The organism is Burkholderia sp. AU30198 (genome assembly GCF_020419825.1).
Lineage (GTDB): Bacteria > Pseudomonadota > Gammaproteobacteria > Burkholderiales > Burkholderiaceae > Burkholderia.
In genome coordinates this window covers 75678-91652 of sequence record NZ_JAIZSA010000005.1, presented here as the reverse complement: position 1 = coordinate 91652, position 15975 = coordinate 75678, and the positions used below count along the sequence as shown (strand labels likewise).

Here is a 15975-nt window from a genome sequence, read left to right as displayed (position 1 = left end):
CTGCGGCTTCGGCCATGTCGACGCGCAGCCTTCACGCACGCCACCGACGACAAGGTGCCCGATTATTATCACGGCGCGACATCCCGGCGCAGCATAAAAATGCATCGCTGCCCGCGACATTTGTTAAATAGCTTGAATGACCGCCAACGGGCCAATGATTTGCCGTACTATCCGCCCGTCATCCTGGCTTATGTCGAATACGGTCGACCGACCTTGGGCAACGGCCGTGGTTTTTTTATTGTCGGGAGCTCGAGCCGAGCGCCGATTTCATTCGAACGCTAGGACCGATCATGTTTCAGTCCCCCGGAGATTCCTTCGTCAACGGCTCGTTGCTGGGCCTGTGCGTCGAGGTTCCGCTTGCCGCGATCGTTTCGCTGGCGATGCACGGCGTCGACTGGAACGGGCAACGCATCGCGATGCTCATCGCCACGCCGGTACTGCTCGCATGTATCGCCCTGCTGACCCGCCCGGTGGCATTCAGCACGGTATGGAAGCACAAACGCTCGCCGTTCGTGCTCGACGACAATGTGCGCGCATCGATTTACGGCCGGCTCTGTGGGATTGCGATCGGCGTCGTGTTCGGCATCATGGTGGCGACGACGTTCGCCTGATCCGGTCATGCAGGCATTCACGACGCGGCTCACACCGTGCGCAGTCGCGGCTATTCAAGCACGTCACACGGCGCCTGACTGACGAACAGAAGCTCGCGCTGGACCGGTTGCTCGCGCTAATCTGTCGAGCCGGCAGACCGCCTACAACCGCATCAGGCGCCATGCGAAACGCCTGTCCCGGCAACGCCTGGACCTGCTGATCGACCAGATCGGCTGGCTCGACAGACTCGGCGATTTCGCGCTCGCCACGGCCGGCATTTCCGCTGCGAAACTACGCACGCTCGCCCAGCAGGCGATGGTGCTCGATGCGTCGACGCTCAAGAACGACACGCTGCCTGAGAAGCGCTATACGCTGATCGTCGCGCTTCTCAATCGCATACGGGTGCGCGCCCGCAACGATCTCGCCGACATGTTCATGCAGCCCATGGGCGCCATCCACAAGCGTGCGAGCGACGAGTGGGAGGTGATTCAGCGCAAGCAGCGTGATCAGGTCGAAGACCTTGTGGTCCTGCTCAACGGCGTCGCCGATATCCTCGCCGATGAATTTACGAATGCACCCCCCGCTTGTTATCGGCACACTCCCGCCTCACGGTGTCGCTCCCTGCGGCCAGCGGTGCCGTAAAGGCAAGCACGGTTTTGATGAATGCGCGCCGATCTGGGCCGGGCAGCAGGTGCGCGTAGTGGGATGCGCCCGGCAGTTCGGCGAATCGTGTGGAAGCCGCATTAGTCAGATGTGCCAACAAGGTCTGCGCATCCACCGGCCGTGACCAGAAATCATTGCCCGACCGCAGGATCAGCACGTGCGAGCGGATGAACGACGCATCGAAGATGGGCCGGCCGTTGACCATCAGCAAGGTATCAGCAAGCGGCCCGGTGGGATGGCGAAAACTGGCAGGATGCCGGGTCTTCGCGGCCTTGTCTCCTTCCATGGCCACCGCAACGTAGCGCTCCAGAAAGGCAGGATCGATGCCTTCGTCGCGCCAGCGGTTGCCCAGCGAACCGGCGGTCGAGGACTGGTAGGCACCATAACGCTTCCGGTCCAGTTGTGCGGGATCGTCCGGATCGCCGAACTCCGCCTGCAAGTGCCAGCCGCCCGCCGGGCCGCCATACGCGCCGTTGTAGTAGATCAGATGCGAGATGCTTTCCGGGTAGAGCGACGCATAATGGCCGAGCCACTGCGAGCCAGTGGCCCATCCCATCGCCGTCAGGCGCATTTCCCCCGGGTTGCGGCGCTGAATCTCGCGAACGACCGTCGCAATGTCCCGCACCGCCTGGTTGGATCGCACGGCCGGAGGTGCGCCAAGGCGCCCGTCGTCCATTTCGGGCGGAAATTCCGATCGCCCGAAACCACGCACATCCATGAGATAGAGATGATGTCCGGCCTTTGCGAACGCCTCCGCCGTGGAAGGCTCCCTCGCATCGACGTCCCAACTCGCCAAAACGCCCGGCCTGCCGCCGTTGACCAGAAGCATGGGGCCGCGATCGACGCACGCCTTGTCGTCGCGCAGTTCACGCACGAAAATTTTCAGGCCATCTTCGGCCCGTACGGTGTAGTCGCGACGCATCACTTCAGCACGAACTTCCTGCGCAGAGTAGGAAGCAAAACTAAGCAATGTGGCGATGGCCCACTTGGCATGACGCATCGTGTCCCCAAAGGCAGTAGCGGTAGGGAAGATTGTCCCGATCTATCGATGATCTATCTATAATGGCTTTGAATATTTTTGATATCGCTGCGATATGGAACTTCGCCACCTGCGCCATTTTCTTGCTGTCGCCGAGGAATTGCATATGGGACGCGCTGCTCAGCGGCTTGGCATGGCGCAACCACCGCTCAGTCAATCCATTGCACGCCTGGAAAAGGAACTGGGAATTCGGTTGTTTGCCCGCGCCCATCGGCGCTTGACCTTGACCGTCGCGGGCGCAGCTTTCCGTGAGGAGGCGCAAGCCTCAGTCCACCATGCCGATCGCGCGACCGCCATCGCACAGTCAGTGGAAAGCGGCGAGGCAGGGGTCGTTCGAATCGGGTTCGATTCGGCCGCCCTGTACGAGCACCTGCCCCGACGGTTACTCGCCATGAGGACGCGGTTCCCGGCAATTCAACCCGAATTGCGCGAGCTTTCGACTAACGACCAGTTGAGTGCGCTCGCAAGCGGCAGGATCGATATCGGATTCGCCCACCCGCCGTTCAACCTCGCTGGCCCACTACGTGTTCATCCCTTCACCCCGGAGAACAGCATCGCGGCGCTGTTCGACGACGGACAACACGGAGATACCACGCTGCGGGACATTGCCGACCGGGGGCTGATCTTGTTCCCCGCCTCTCAAGGGCCGGTCCTGCATGCACAATTGCTCGATACTTTTACCAAGGCAGGAATGGATGTACGGATCGTCGCGGAAGCCAACCGCGCATTGAGCCTCTTATCGCTGGTCTCCGCCGGACTCGGCGCCACGCTCTTGCCGACCTCGACACAACGCCTCCAGTTCGCAGGGGTTCGCTATGCTCGCGTCCTGGACGCGAGTCTCCCGACGTGGCCCCTCGCCATGTTCATGAGCCAGCGGCCCGCATCGCCCCATGTAAAAAGGGTGTGGCGCTTGTTCCAGGAATACGAAGCGAGCGACGCGATCGATAGCGTTCCAACGTCCACGAGAGGCGGCAGCCTTGTCTAATGGTCCGACTGGCGTTGCGGTCGACGCCAGCGGCAACGTGTACGCAGCAGACTCCCGCAACAACGAAATCCGCAAGATGAGGTGTCGCCGGCAAGCGCTCGCCGATAGCAGCCACAGCGGATACCTGACGGCAGCTCTCGTTCAGCGAGGACTGCCGGTCACGCCCTCGCGCTGGAACCCGGCGACGCCGCTTGTCGCAAGTCTCGAGGAGGACGGCACCCGTATCGAAAGCACTCGACTCTGGCGCGTGCCGAGGCGGTTTTTCGTGCTGGTCGCCGATGCGATCCAGGACGAGCTTTCGACAGCGCGTATTCGCCCGAATCTCCCGCTCACCCGGGCGTCTTCTCATGGCCTCCGATCACGTCGCCGCCAGCAGCGCGTTGAACGACGTATCCCAGAGCGGCGCGACATTGGCCGGCCCATCCAGCACACCGATCCGCGCAAACACATCCGCGACCTGCTGATGCTGCGCCACCACGTCGGGCGTGACCGGCAGCAGCGCGTAGTCTTCGCTGCGCTGGTCGAACATCGCGACGAGATCGGCAACCGGCACGCGCGTCTCGCGATTCTGCGCGAGCGCATGGTCGCGGACATGCCCGTTCGCCCACGCATACGCGCGCCGAAATCGCAGCAGCAGATCGCCCGTCGCCGCACGACGGCGCGCATCGTCGAGCGTGCGCGGGTTCGCATAGACCGGAAAATTGCCCGACAGATAGCCCTTCCCCGTCTTCAGCACGCGCGCACCGTAGCGGTTGCGCACGAGCTGGCCGTTGTAGCCGTAGATCGCCCATGCGTCGATATCGCCGCGGTCGTAGGCGGACAACCCATCGGTCGGTGACAGGTTGATCGGCTGGATGTCGTAGAAGCCCAGGCCGGCCTCCGTGAGCTGGCGATACAGGAAGTAGTGCGATGTCGTTGCGCGCACGTACCCGACGCGCTTGCCCTTCAGATCCGCGATGCTGTGGATCGACGTGTCTTTGCGCGCGAGCGTGACCTGGTTGTTGAGATCTTCGCGCACGCGGGTGATGAGCCGGACGTTGGCCTTCTGGCGCGCGGCGAACACGGCCGGAATTTCGCTACCCGAACCGATGTCGAGCGCATCCGCATTGAGCGCCTCGATGTGCAGCACGCCGTTGTTCAGCTCGCGCCAGTCGATCCGGTATGGCGTGTCGGCCAGCCCGGCCGCCTGCAGCAGCGCACGCCAGCCGCCCTTGTAGGTCGCGACGCGCAACGTGGTGCCGGCGAGATCGGCGTTGACGACGGCCGCCGCGAGCACGGCCTTCGCGGCGAATGGGGCCGCCACGACCGCGGTGCCGGCCAGCAGCAAACGGCGGCGTGCCGCCGAAATGGACGACATCGGATACTCCTGTCAGTCGGTCGATCGGATGGGACGTGAAAACCGCCGCGTCAATGCAGCACCGGAAATCCGTGGCGCTCGGCCAGCAGCTCGAGGATGCGGCGCGCGTCGGTGACGAAGCGCACGTCGCCGAGCGTCCGTGCGTCCTCCGGTGCCGGCTGGTCGCGGCCGAGCACGAGGACCGGCAGCCCCTGGTGCGCATCGTCGAGCGCGTCGATCACCGCGTGCCGCGGCCGCTCGAAGCCGACGCGTTTCACGTCGATGCGGCCCGCGCGATCCGGCGCGCTCGCGAGCAGCCCCTCGATCGACAGGCCATGCGGACAGACGAAGCGCTGGCCCGGATGCTTCGGATCGGCAAAGCCCGGTTCCAGCAGAAACAGCACATCGCGACTCATGTCAAACGGCTCCCGTGTAGGTTGTTCAGCCGGGACGAACGCGCGCTTGTGCGCCCTTCCGTTCCCGGAGCATGCCGGCCCGAGGCCGGATGCCCGACTCTACCGTCCTCCATCGCACGGCCCTACCAACGTTTTGCGGAATCGATATGCGGATGCATGTAGCGCATCGGGCACCCGCCGCACAGCGTGCGTTGCATAAAAACATCGTGCGCCGGGCCGGATGTATTGCGGATATCGAACGATTTCATCGATCGATATGACGACGCTCGCGCGTTTCGGGCGCGTGACGTTCGCCGTTCGTGCAATGCGTTCGCCGCAGCATGAATGCCGGACGCGATCGCGACGCACATGCCGGGCGTGCGGCGACGCACATTGCAAATCGGCCGCGCCGCGATTTACAAACCACGGATCGGCCGTTCGCCGGCACGTCCGTCATCAATAGCATCGTGATCCTCGCAGATGTACCCATAAAAACAGAGGATAGTCGTGATCAAAAAATCGGTAGTCCTGGGTTTGGTTTCGATCGCTTCGGTCAGCGCGCATGCGCAGAGTTCGGTCACGTTGTACGGCGTCGTCGATGCCGGTTTCGCTTATACGAACAACCAGGGCGGCGCGAGCAACATCCAGCAGACGAGCGGCAAGCTGAGCGGCAGCCGCTGGGGCCTGAAAGGCGTGGAAGATCTCGGCGGTGGTTTGCGGGCGGTCTTCACGCTCGAAAGCGGCTTCCGGCCGAGCGACGGCGGGCTCGGCCAGGGCGGCCGCCTGTTCGGCCGCTCCGCGTACGTGGGCCTGGCCAAGTCGGGCATCGGCACGCTGACCTTCGGCCGCCAGTACGAACCGATCACCGACCTCGTCGCGCCGTACTCGGGGTCCGGCTTCTGGTCGCCCGCCACGCACGTGGGCGACAACGACAACATGAACCAGAGCTTCCGGCTCAACAACGCGGTGAAGTTCCGCAGCGACACGATCGCCGGCTTCACGGCCGACCTGCTCTATGCGTTCAGCAACCAGGCCAACGGCGGCGCCGGCACCGGGTTCTCGAATAACAACGCGTGGGGCGCGTCGGCGAACTACGTGAACGGCCCGTTGTCGGTGGGCGCCGGCTATGTGCGCTTCAATCATCCGAATTCGACGTCGAATACCAGCGGCGCCGTGGGCGGCGCGACCTCGACCACCGGCAACGACTACAGCGGCGCGTTCTTCTACGGGCTGAACGGCGGCGTGCGCAAGCAGCAGATCGGCGTGGTGGGCGCGAACTACGCGCTCGGCCGGGCGACGCTCGGCTTTGCGTGGAGCCACACGCAGCTCGACTATCTCGACGGCTCGTCGCGCAAGTTCAACAACTACGACGTGAACGCGCGTTACCAGATCACGCCGGCGGCCACGCTGATTGGCGTCTATACGTTCACCGACGGGCGCGCGAGCGGCCTGCCGGGCACCGGCGGCCAGACGCTGAAACCGCGCTGGCACCAGTTCACGCTCGGTTTCGACTATGCGCTGTCGAAACGCACCGACCTCTACCTGTCCGGCATCTACCAGCTCGCGGCCGGCGATCCGAGCACGGCAACGGCGGGCGGCTATCGCACGATCGCGGCGATCTCGAACATCGGCAGCGCGTCGTCGACCAACCGCCAGGTCGCGCTCGTCAGCGGGCTGCGCGTGAAGTTCTGACGGCACGCGCATCGGGCACGGCGCAGCATCGCGCGATAAGCAAAGCGGGAATCGTTGTTTGCCGCGCCGTGTCCGGTTGTCGAGAATGGGCGTTTCCCGCGTGCGATACGTGTTTGACCATGATCGACTCCCGTCTCCCTCCTCGCGCGCCGCGCAGCAGCTGGCGCGCGGCACTGCACCAGCTCGGCAACGGATGGGTGACCGCAGTGTTGCCTGCCGGTGGCACGCTGGCGAGCCAACCGCGCGTCCCGCTCGGCCTGCCGCTGTTGACACGCGCGCAGTCGCTGCCGCCGCCCTACGGCTCACCGAAGCCGCACCAACGCGACGTGATCCTCCTCAGCGCCCGACGTTGCCGTTCGGTGCGTGCCCAACCCGCAAGGAAGCCATCATGAGCGACACCTCCGTCGCCACGCCGGTCGCGCCGTCGCCGTTCGTCGACGTTCGCTCGCCGGCGGATTTCCCCGACAGCCCAGTGTCGCGCGTCCTCGCGCAGCCGCTGATGCTCGGGCTGTTCCTGCCGATCCAGGCCGGCGGCTGGAGCGCGTCGACGCTACCGCGCACGACCGACTGGACGTTCGACTACAACGCCGACCTGGTCGCGCGCGCGGAGGCGCTCGGCTTCGATCTCGTGTTCGCGCTGTCGCAGTGGCTGCCGAAAGGCGGCTACGGCGGCGTGTTCGACGGCCACGCGCTCGACTCGTTCATGACGCTGGCCGCGCTGACCGCGCGTACCGAACGGATCATCCTCGTCGCGACGAGCCACGTGCTCTACGGGCCGTGGCATCCACTGCATTTCGCGAAATTCACCGCGACGCTCGATCACATCTCGCGCGGGCGCTGGGGCATCAACGTCGTGACCGGCCACCGCGCGATCGAGCACGAGATGTTCGGCTGGAACCGGATCGAGCACGACCGGCGTTACGACATGGCCGCCGAGTTCCTCGATGCGGTCCAGCAGTTGTGGGCGCAACCGGACAATTTCAGCTACACGCCCGCGCTGTCGAGCTGGCGGCTGGGTGGTGCATTCGTGACGCCGAAGCCGTGCCATGGCCGTCCGCTGCTGATCAATGCAACGGGCTCCGACGCAGGCATCGACTTCGCGGCACGCTATTCGGACATCGTGTTCGTCACGAGCCCGGCCGGCCCCGACGCCGAACGCGCGCTCGATGCGCTGCCCGCACATACCGCACGCGTGAAGGCCGCCGCCGCGGCGCGCGGCCGGACGATCCGCACGCTGCTCAACCCGCTCGTGATCTGCCGCGAGACGGCAGCCGAAGCTCGCGCGTACCGCGACGCGATCGTCGCGCATGCGGACGAAGGCAGCTTTCATCGCTTCGACAGCGATGCCCATGCCTGGCGCGGCGGATTCGAGCAGCGCTCACAGGCCGCGGCACGCGCGATCGGCGGCAATATCTCGATTACGGGCTCGCCGGACGAAGTCGCCGATACCATCGTGCGACTGCACCGTGCAGGCATCGACGGCATCCAGTTGAGCTTCTACGACTTCAAGCCCGATCTCGACTTCTTCGGCGAGCGCGTGCTGCCGCTGCTGCGTGACGCCGGCCTGCGGCGCTGACGTCAGGAAGTGATTGCGGTGCGCGCCGGCACGACACGGTCAGGTTAGAACACCCGGCCTTCTGTCAGGTGCGTCGTCACGCCGTTCAGCTCGTAGTCGCCGATCACGCGCGCCTTGTGCAGCAGCGGGTTGTGACTGAAGATCGTGCGCAGGTTGCGCCAGTGCCGGTCGAGGTTGTGTTCGCGCGCCGTCGCCGATGCCCCGCCGACTTCGAACAGCCGCTCCGCCGCATGCAGCGCAAGCTTGCTGACGATGAGCTGCGTGCGCGCCGTGGCGAGCGCACTGTCGAGCACGAGTGCATGCGCATCGGCATCGCCGGCTTCGATCGCGTCGGCGGAGCGGTCGAGCGCCCGCGCGTTTTCGCGCACGAGCGCATCGATCGCGTGGCTGTGCGCGGACAGCTCGCCGACGACCTGCTGGATGAAATGATCGTCGCGCGCGGTCGGCGCCGGGCTGTGCAGCGCCGGGCGGCCGTGCGCGAGCACGTAGCGGCGCGCATCGGCGACCACGTTGCGCACGATGCCCGCGCCCGTCGCGACGAGATGCAGCTGCCGCAGCGCGCCGCAATGGCGGCCAACGAGCGTCGAGCCGTCGCGCGCGGCCACTTCATCCGCGAACACCTGCACGTCGTCGAGCAGCAGGCTGCCGCTCGCGGTCATGCGCTGCCCCATGCCGTCCCAGTCGTCGAGCACCTGCACGCCGTCGCGCGCGACGGGAATGATCACGGCGACGGCATCGCCCTGCTCGTTTTCCACATTGATGCGTGCGAAATCGGCAAACGCGGTGCCGGTCGAATAGTATTTTCGGCCCGCCACGCGATAGTGATCGCCGTCCCGGCGCAGCACGGCGGTGTTCTCGCCGGGCCGCGACGTGCCGCGTTCGGTCGACGCGCCGCCGAAGATCGCGCCGGCCCGCACACGTTCGAGCTGCACGTCGTTGAACGGCGTGCGCGCCGACAGCCGCAGCGTCTCGGTCTGGTCGTAGTGGATCCGCAGCGCGTGCGCGAGATTCGAATCCGCGGCGGCCAGCGTCGCGACCGTGTCGAACAGATCGACCAGCGTGCCGCCGAGACCGCCGCGCGCGACCGGAATCCGCAGCACGCCCAGCGCCGAGCGGCGGAAGATCGCGAAACCCTCGAACGGCAGCTCGCGCCGCGCCTCGCGTTGCGCGGCATCCTGTCCGATCGCGTTCGCGAGCTCGGGCAGCGCGGCAAGCGCGTCGCGCAACGCGGCGCGCGGATCGACGGCATCACGGGCAGTCATTCGGCAGGTCCTGGTTCGAGAAGATCGGGCGCTGCGTCGCGCGATCGCGGCATTCGCGAACCGCCACATGCGCAGCATCGCAAAGTATAGGGATGCACCCGGCGCGCGCTAAAAACCGATTTCAGCTTTTGTTATGCGTGGGCCGGGAATGGTCGCCCTTCATCGCGCCGTGGTGGGGTGCGCTGGCGCTGCACGGTCGCGCGTGTCGAATACGAACCGGGCCGAGCGCGGCCGTCGCGACTGCGTCGACGGGTCGAGTACGTGCACGGTGCCTTCCAGATTCCGGATGTCGATCAGCCCGTGCTCGTCGCGGATGCGTATTGGCGGTACGACCTCCGCGCTCGCGCGGTCGGCGATTTCGCACTCGGCCGGGTGTTGGCCACATCGGCCTTGACGACGGGCGGATGGCATTGGCCGCGATCGGGATCGGAAAGGTCGGGCTCGACGTGGTCAGCATGCCATGCGGCGTGTCCGCGCCGCTCAACCGAACGCAAAGTCTGGTCTCCGCGCTCCGTCAGTGAATTTATCGGCGAAGACGCGCAAGACGTACATGGTCAATCTTGACTATGCCGTGCGCGCTCGACGGCTCCCGGGCCGATTGCATGCGCGGCGGCATACGCGTGGCGGCACGGGCGACCATGCAGGGATGGCTGACGCCTCGACACGGCCGAACGAACAGGGGTTTGGAGTTTGCAATCGCCGACGCGCAGTCACTACAATACTTCCCGTGGCGGACCCGGTCCTTTCGTCAATTGACGTCCGCGATTCTTCGCAGGAGCACGAAAATGGCGCCTCGCAAGTGGGTCCCGCGCTTGGCATGGGTGGCTACAGCGTCTTTATCGCTGGCACTCGTTTCACCACAAGTCGTTCTGGCCGGCGACGAACCGACTGCGAACACCGGCCAGAACACACCGGAGCCACCGCCGAAGCTCTCCTGGGCAGATCGCATTCGTCAGGCAAAAGTGCGAAAGGGCGAACCGATCGTCCTGATCGTGCATTCGGCCAAGGACTGCGTCTATTGCCAGCGCTGGGAAGGTTCACTGGGCGGCAAAGGGGATTTCGAGTCGTGGGCCAAGACGCATCCCGACGTCCATCTGTTCATCGTGGAGCGGGAGGCCATCGCCGTGCCCGAAACCATCGACAGCTATCCACCCGTTGTCCAATGGCTGTTTGAGCGACGCCAGCGACTGGGCAACCTGTCGCCAGGCACACCCACCTTCGAAATATTCGTCAGGCGCAATATCGTCTGGAAATCGTATGGCTTGCATTCGTGGGACCGCGACGCATTTCCGGCATTGAAGGATCTGGACAGCCGCCGTGTATCGTCGGACGTCGAATAGATATCGAGGAAAAGATGTGAGCCTGTTTTGAAAGGTATGCCCTGCCTCATCAAAAATTTCGGATGGCGAATCAACCTCGCTCAATTGGAGCCGATGGCTTCCGATAATGCACGTTGATGGTCAGGATCATGGCGGTGCGCATCGTGTCAGCCTCCCTCATGCGCGTGTTGCCGGTTCGGGCAGCGTGATGCCCTTGCGCACGGCAGGCCGCTGCGCCACCCGTTCATGCCAGACGCTCATGTGCCGGTGCCGGCTGAAATCGAAGCCGATGATGCGGGCGATGTGCGTCCAGCCGAAATGCGCAATGTCGGCGATGGAATAATCGTCCCCGGCCAGGTACGGGTGCCGGGCCAGATGACTGTCGAGCACGGCGAACACGCCCTCCGTCAGGCGGCGGTAACGCTCGATGGCGGCGGGTAGCTTTTCCTCGGCGAACAGTTCGAAGTGGACCCGCTGCCCGATGATCGGGCCGACGCTGGACGAGTGGAATTGCAGCCACTTGATCGCCTCCCAGCGTGCCGCCGGCTCCTGCGGCAGCAGCCGGCCGGTCTTCTCGGCCAGGTAGAGCAGGATGGCGGCCGACTCGAACAGCGTGATACCGGTGTCATCGTCGGTGATGACCGGAATGCGGCCATGCGGGTTCAGGGCCAGGAAATCCGGCTGCCGGTGCTCGCCCGCTTCGATGCGGACATGATGCAGGCGGTAAGGCAGCACCAGTTCTTCCAGGGCGATCGTTGCCTTGAAGCCATTGGGTGAGCTGTCGGTGTAAAGGTCGATCATCGCGTCACGCCCAAACGGGTGGCTTGCCCCGGCAGGATGGCTGCCGCGCAAACCAGGCCGACGAGAACCATGCAGGCGGAAACGAGGATGGCGTAGCTGAAGCCTTGGGCCGCACTGCCGCCATTGGCGAGGACGGCAATGCTCACGGCAACACCGACCGCAAGACCGACTGCCGAGCCGATTTCCTGGGTGGTGGTCAGCATTCCGCCCGCCAGGCCATGGTCGGCAGAATCGACGCCTTCGATGCCGGCGACTGTCCAGGCAGGAAAAGCGACGCCATAGCCGATGCCGGCCAGCAAGGTGCCCGGCAGAATGGACGTGCTCCACGAGGCATCCGCCGACAACGATGTGCCCAGCAATGCAAGACCGCCGATGAACAGCGCCATCCCGCCAAGGATGACGGGCTTGGTGCCCATTCTTGCGATCAGGACCGGCCCGACCCACGCGCTGGAGAGCGTGAAAGCGGTTGCCATCGGAAGCAGGCCCAGCCCGGTCTGTGTTGCGGTAAAACCCAGGACCTCCTGCATGTAGAGCGCGACCACCACGAACGTCGGCCCCAACGCGGTATTCGCCAGCAGGGAGACGAGGTTCGCCCCGCCCGTCGAGCGCCGCCAGAAAATCGGCAACGGCATCAATGGAGACGCGACCTTGCTTTCCACCTGCACGAAGGCAGCCAGCAGGCCCAGCGCCAGCAGAATCAGCCCGAAGGTCGCAGGGGATGCCAGGCCGACGTGTTCGCTATTGGCAAAAGCGAAGACCAATGTTGCCGCGCCGCTGGCAACCAGCACCGCGCCCCATACATCCAGGCGCCCGGACGCAGTGTGGGCATCCGGCTTGCCAAGCGGCAGTACACCCGACAACGCGATGACCAGCACACCGACCGGCACGTTGATCCACAACACCCAGCGCCATCCCAGCACGTCCGTGATGATGCCGCCCAGGATCAGGCCCGCGACGAACCCACTGGCGGCCACCGCCGTCCAGGCGCCCAGCGCCCGGTTTCGTTGCCGAGGGTCGAGAAAGACCGCCAGCAGCAACGAGAACGCCGCAGGCGAAAACATCGCGGCACCCAAGCCCTGCATGGCACGCGTGGTAATCAGCATCGCCGGGCCTTGTGCGAAGCCGCCCAGCAGCGAACCCGCCGTAAAGAGCGTCAGCCCGATCAGAAACATCCGCCGCCTGCCAAACATGTCGGCAGCGCGGCCGCCCAGCAGCAGAAAGCCCGCGATGGCTACGCCATACGCATTGATGACCCATTGCAACCCGCCGGGCGTGAAACCCAGGCTTTGCTGGATTTGAGGCAGCGGGATCATGGTGATGGAAAAGTCGAGCAACGCAACGAACTGCGTCGTGCAAAGCAGGATCAGGCATAGCCGCCAATGCGGATGGGTCATGGTTATCGTCCAGTCAATGTAGTTTTACTAAAGCAGCGCATCGTCCATAAACTTGTGCCACCATCGCCGTGACTATGAGTTATCAGAAGCGATCATTTTTGCGTTCAGACTTTAGAAAACCTAAATCAAATGGCTGCATCACTCCCCCTGCAAGCGCTGCGCACCTTTGTTGAAGTCGGCCAGCGCGGCAGCATCAAGGCTGCTGCCGAAACGTTGCACGTCACCTCCGGCGCGATCAGTCAGCAGATCCGCTTGCTGGAAGACCGGCTCGGGATGGCGCTGTTCACTCGGGAGCGGCAGGGGTTGCGTCTGACCGAAGCCGGGGCCAGCGTGCATCCGTCGTTGCTCGAAGCCTTTGCGCAAATCGACAAGGCCGTCGATAGGCTGGAAGCGATCAAAGGACGCCAGACCCTGACCGTCAGTACCGTCGCCACCTTTGCCGCATCGTGGCTCGTGCCGCGCCTGGGGCGCTTCAACGAGCGGCATCCGCAGATCGAAGTGCGGGTCGAGGCGACTTCGGCGCTGGCGGACATGCGCCGTGACCGGGTGGATGTGGCGCTGCGGCATGGGCTGGGACACTACCCTGGCCTGGAAGTCACTCGCCTGATGGCTCCGGTGTTGGTGCCGGTGGCCTGCCCCGGCCTGGTGGCAGACAGTCATGCCGTCAAAGAACCGGGAGACTGCCTGAACTACCCGCTTCTGCACGATTGCGACCGGGCTGACTGGCCGCTGTGGTTCGCAGCGCACGGCGTGACTGACGATCCACGGGCGGAGCGCGGCACTGCGTTCGAGGACGACTACCTGCTGATCCGGGCGGCCGAGGCCGGTCAAGGACTGGCCCTGGTGCCGCAGGAATACGCACGCGAGGAAATCGCCGCAGGGCGTCTGGTGCAGGTGCTGGACAAGCCCTGGCCGGCACGTTTCGCCTATTACCTGGTCACGCTGCCGGGTGCGATGCAGCGCCCGGAAGTCAAAGCGTTCGCGGATTGGATCGCGGAAGAAGCGAAAGCATCGGCCTGAATCAAGCCCTTCGTTATCAGTTCTTCTTTGTCGTCGCCCCACCGCCGAACTGCCGAACTGCCGTATCGCCGCCGGATCCGGCGATGGCCAGGTTGTCTGCCGCGAATTGAATCTGCACCGCGCGCAGCGTCGCAAAGCGCGGTGTCAACGCCCGTGCGGCGCCATTGCAGCGCCACCAGCCCCGATCACACGTTGCACCAGACCCGAACTCGAACGGAGAATCGAACTATAAAGATAAGTATTCTTATCACAATAGCTCGATCAGAGATCCAAACCTGCGTTTTCGCGAACGCCCCGCATGCAACGGGGCGTCCGTCTTTCAGCGCCCGATCGGCAGCCCCGTGGGCTCGATCCAGCCCAGCTTGTAAGCGATCAGCAGCGACAGGAACAGCGTGACCGACAGCCCGACGCGGGCCGCAAGCGACCATGCCATCCGCTTGGACTTGCCGCGATCGTGATTCATGAAATACAGCGCGAAGATCAGGCTCGCGATGATCATCGCGAATGCCACGGAAACCAGCAGAGTTTTCATTGGTGATGCCCTTGAAGATCGGAATCGGCCTGAATCAGTTCGGCCAGTTTTTGCCGCTCGTCGGCGAGGCCGCCAACGCCCGACGCCGGCCAGTCCAGCGCGACGCCATTGCCCAGCGAATCGCGCACGAGCGCCTGGTAGCGCCGGTCGTTGATCCGGCCGTGGTCCATCGTTTCCGAGATCTCGCGCCTAAACGGCAGCGGGAAACTCGCGTACGCGCGCGACAGCGCCGCATATTGTCTCGCATCGATCTCTTTCGACGATGGTATGACAGTCCAGATCACCACGGCCACGATGGCCGTGAACGGGATCGCCGTGTAGCGAAGAATGAACTTGATCGGGGTCATGAAACGGTGGGCAGAAGTGATCGCGAAGGCGGGCGGCGCGGCCATCCGGCAGCGAAGCCGCCGTCAGGCCGCGCCGCATGACATTGTACTGAAAGCCCTATGCGGCTAACAGAGTATGATAATGTGATTATCATTTTCGTCACATAATTCGAGAGACCCGGCGCCCATGCGCAGGCGGCGTGCCCGCCCTGCCGCCCGGCGCCGGTCTTCATGTCCGTGCCCGCGATCCGCGGCGATTGAGCGAAGCCCTTATGCCAGCGCAGTACTTTCGAAACCTGACGGGAAAACACCGCAGCGCGACCGCGAACCGTCAGCTCGGGTTTTCGCTGGCGTTCGTCGCCGGCGCGGCCAATGCCGGCGGCTTCCTCGCGGTCAAGCAATACACGTCGCACATGAGCGGCATCGTGTCGGCGATCGCCGACCAGACGGCGCTCGGCGACGTGCGGCTCGCGCTGGCCGGCATCAGCTCGCTGGGGTCGTTCCTGGTCGGCGCCAGTTGCTCGGCGATCCTCGTCAACTGGGGCCGCCGCCGCGGCCTGCACAGCCAGTTCGTGCTGCCGCTGCTGGTCGAGGCCGCGCTGCTGCTCCTGTTCGGGCTGCTCGGCAGCCACCTCGCGCTGTGGGAAACCTTCTTCGTGCCGGTGACCGTGACGCTGCTGTGTTTCATCATGGGGCTGCAGAACGCGACGATCACGAAGCTGTCGGGTGCGGAGATCCGCACGACGCACATGACCGGCATCGTGACCGACCTCGGCATCGAGCTCGGGAAGCTGTTCTACTGGAACCGGTCGGCGGTCGACGTCGACGCGCATGCGGTCATCGCCAACCGCTCGAAACTGCGGATTCACGCGACGATGCTCGCGTCGTTCTTCATCGGCGGCCTGGCCGGCGCGATCGGCTTCAAGCATGTCGGCTACGTGTCGACCGTGCCGCTCGCCGCGGTGCTCGTCGCGCTCGCGATCGTGCCGGTGATTGACGACCTGCTCGCGCTGCTCCGCAGCAAGCGCTGATCGCGCATCAGGA

Annotated in this window: 15 protein-coding genes and 3 pseudogenes; 10 read left to right on the top strand and 8 right to left on the bottom strand. The window is 64.7% G+C overall.

Features of this window, described 5'->3' with window-relative positions; all coding sequences use genetic code 11:
- Positions 1–290: 290 nt before the first annotated feature.
- Together LGN19_RS13545 and LGN19_RS39920 are read left to right on the top strand one after the other, a co-directional pair.
- Positions 291–611, top strand: a complete 321-nt coding sequence (locus LGN19_RS13545) for a hypothetical protein (RefSeq protein WP_122949822.1) — start codon at positions 291–293, stop codon at positions 609–611.
- A gap of 32 nt (positions 612–643) precedes the next feature.
- A pseudogene (locus LGN19_RS39920) lies at positions 644–1155 on the top strand (Tn3 family transposase); the annotation flags it as partial.
- A 1-nt stretch (position 1156) separates the two neighbouring features.
- On the opposite strand, the gene LGN19_RS13535 reads toward LGN19_RS39920, so the two are convergent.
- A complete protein-coding gene (locus LGN19_RS13535; protein WP_226215201.1) occupies positions 1157–2254 on the bottom strand; it encodes an alpha/beta fold hydrolase in 1098 nt (365 codons plus the stop codon).
- 94 nt (positions 2255–2348) lie between these two features.
- On the opposite strand from LGN19_RS13535, the gene LGN19_RS13530 reads away from it, so the two are divergent.
- The 3 genes and pseudogenes from LGN19_RS13530 to LGN19_RS39910 all read left to right on the top strand — a co-directional run.
- The gene (locus tag LGN19_RS13530; protein WP_226215199.1) at positions 2349–3278 is read left to right on the top strand and encodes a LysR family transcriptional regulator; all 930 of its coding nucleotides are present in this window, start codon (positions 2349–2351) and stop codon (positions 3276–3278) included.
- Positions 3271–3342: pseudogene (locus tag LGN19_RS39915) on the top strand (hypothetical protein); the annotation flags it as partial. The gene LGN19_RS13530 and the pseudogene LGN19_RS39915, both read left to right, overlap by 8 nt.
- Before the next feature lie 30 nt (positions 3343–3372).
- Positions 3373–3636 (top strand): annotated as a pseudogene (locus tag LGN19_RS39910) (integrase); the annotation flags it as partial.
- On the opposite strand, the gene LGN19_RS13515 reads toward LGN19_RS39910, so the two are convergent.
- Together LGN19_RS13515 and LGN19_RS13510 are read right to left on the bottom strand one after the other, a co-directional pair.
- Positions 3637–4635: an ABC transporter substrate-binding protein gene (locus LGN19_RS13515; protein WP_226215197.1), complete on the bottom strand. Its 999-nt coding sequence runs from the start codon at positions 4633–4635 to the stop codon at positions 3637–3639.
- Between the two features lie 50 nt (positions 4636–4685).
- The gene (locus LGN19_RS13510) at positions 4686–5030 is read right to left on the bottom strand and encodes a DUF3088 domain-containing protein (protein ID WP_226215196.1); all 345 of its coding nucleotides are present in this window, start codon (positions 5028–5030) and stop codon (positions 4686–4688) included.
- Between the two features lie 486 nt (positions 5031–5516).
- Between LGN19_RS13510 and LGN19_RS13505 the strand changes: the two genes are divergently transcribed.
- Together LGN19_RS13505 and LGN19_RS13500 are read left to right on the top strand one after the other, a co-directional pair.
- Positions 5517–6701: a porin gene (locus LGN19_RS13505; RefSeq protein ID WP_174957284.1), complete on the top strand. Its 1185-nt coding sequence runs from the start codon at positions 5517–5519 to the stop codon at positions 6699–6701.
- A 388-nt stretch (positions 6702–7089) separates the two neighbouring features.
- Positions 7090–8277 (top strand): LLM class flavin-dependent oxidoreductase, encoded by a 1188-nt coding sequence (locus LGN19_RS13500; protein ID WP_226215194.1) that lies wholly within the window; start codon positions 7090–7092, stop codon positions 8275–8277.
- Between the two features lie 44 nt (positions 8278–8321).
- Here LGN19_RS13500 and LGN19_RS13495 read toward each other — a convergent pair whose 3' ends face one another.
- Positions 8322–9539 (bottom strand): acyl-CoA dehydrogenase family protein, encoded by a 1218-nt coding sequence (locus LGN19_RS13495; RefSeq protein ID WP_226215192.1) that lies wholly within the window; start codon positions 9537–9539, stop codon positions 8322–8324.
- A 785-nt stretch (positions 9540–10324) separates the two neighbouring features.
- Here LGN19_RS13495 and LGN19_RS13490 point away from each other — a divergent pair.
- The gene (locus LGN19_RS13490; protein ID WP_226215190.1) at positions 10325–10879 is read left to right on the top strand and encodes a hypothetical protein; all 555 of its coding nucleotides are present in this window, start codon (positions 10325–10327) and stop codon (positions 10877–10879) included.
- Between the two features lie 156 nt (positions 10880–11035).
- Here LGN19_RS13490 and LGN19_RS13485 read toward each other — a convergent pair whose 3' ends face one another.
- Positions 11036–11659: a glutathione S-transferase family protein gene (locus LGN19_RS13485; protein WP_226215188.1), complete on the bottom strand. Its 624-nt coding sequence runs from the start codon at positions 11657–11659 to the stop codon at positions 11036–11038.
- Positions 11656–13053: an MFS transporter gene (locus LGN19_RS13480; RefSeq protein ID WP_226215179.1), complete on the bottom strand. Its 1398-nt coding sequence runs from the start codon at positions 13051–13053 to the stop codon at positions 11656–11658. The genes LGN19_RS13485 and LGN19_RS13480 overlap by 4 nt, the downstream gene beginning before the upstream one ends.
- Before the next feature lie 129 nt (positions 13054–13182).
- Here LGN19_RS13480 and gcvA point away from each other — a divergent pair, with 129 nt between their 5' ends.
- Entirely contained in the window at positions 13183–14073 is an 891-nt protein-coding gene (gene gcvA / locus LGN19_RS13475; protein WP_175220561.1) for a transcriptional regulator GcvA, read from the top strand.
- 319 nt (positions 14074–14392) lie between these two features.
- On the opposite strand, the gene LGN19_RS13470 is transcribed toward gcvA, so the two are convergent.
- Both LGN19_RS13470 and LGN19_RS13465 read right to left on the bottom strand, forming a co-directional pair.
- Positions 14393–14605 carry a twin transmembrane helix small protein gene (locus LGN19_RS13470; protein WP_006489184.1) on the bottom strand — a complete coding sequence of 71 codons (213 nt, stop codon included), beginning with the start codon at positions 14603–14605 and terminating at the stop codon, positions 14393–14395.
- Positions 14602–14952 (bottom strand): hypothetical protein, encoded by a 351-nt coding sequence (locus tag LGN19_RS13465; RefSeq protein ID WP_174957450.1) that lies wholly within the window; start codon positions 14950–14952, stop codon positions 14602–14604. The genes LGN19_RS13470 and LGN19_RS13465 overlap by 4 nt, the downstream gene beginning before the upstream one ends.
- 251 nt (positions 14953–15203) lie before the next feature.
- On the opposite strand from LGN19_RS13465, the gene LGN19_RS13460 reads away from it, so the two are divergent.
- A complete protein-coding gene (locus LGN19_RS13460; RefSeq protein ID WP_122949778.1) occupies positions 15204–15962 on the top strand; it encodes a YoaK family protein in 759 nt (252 codons plus the stop codon).
- Positions 15963–15975: the final 13 nt, after the last annotated feature.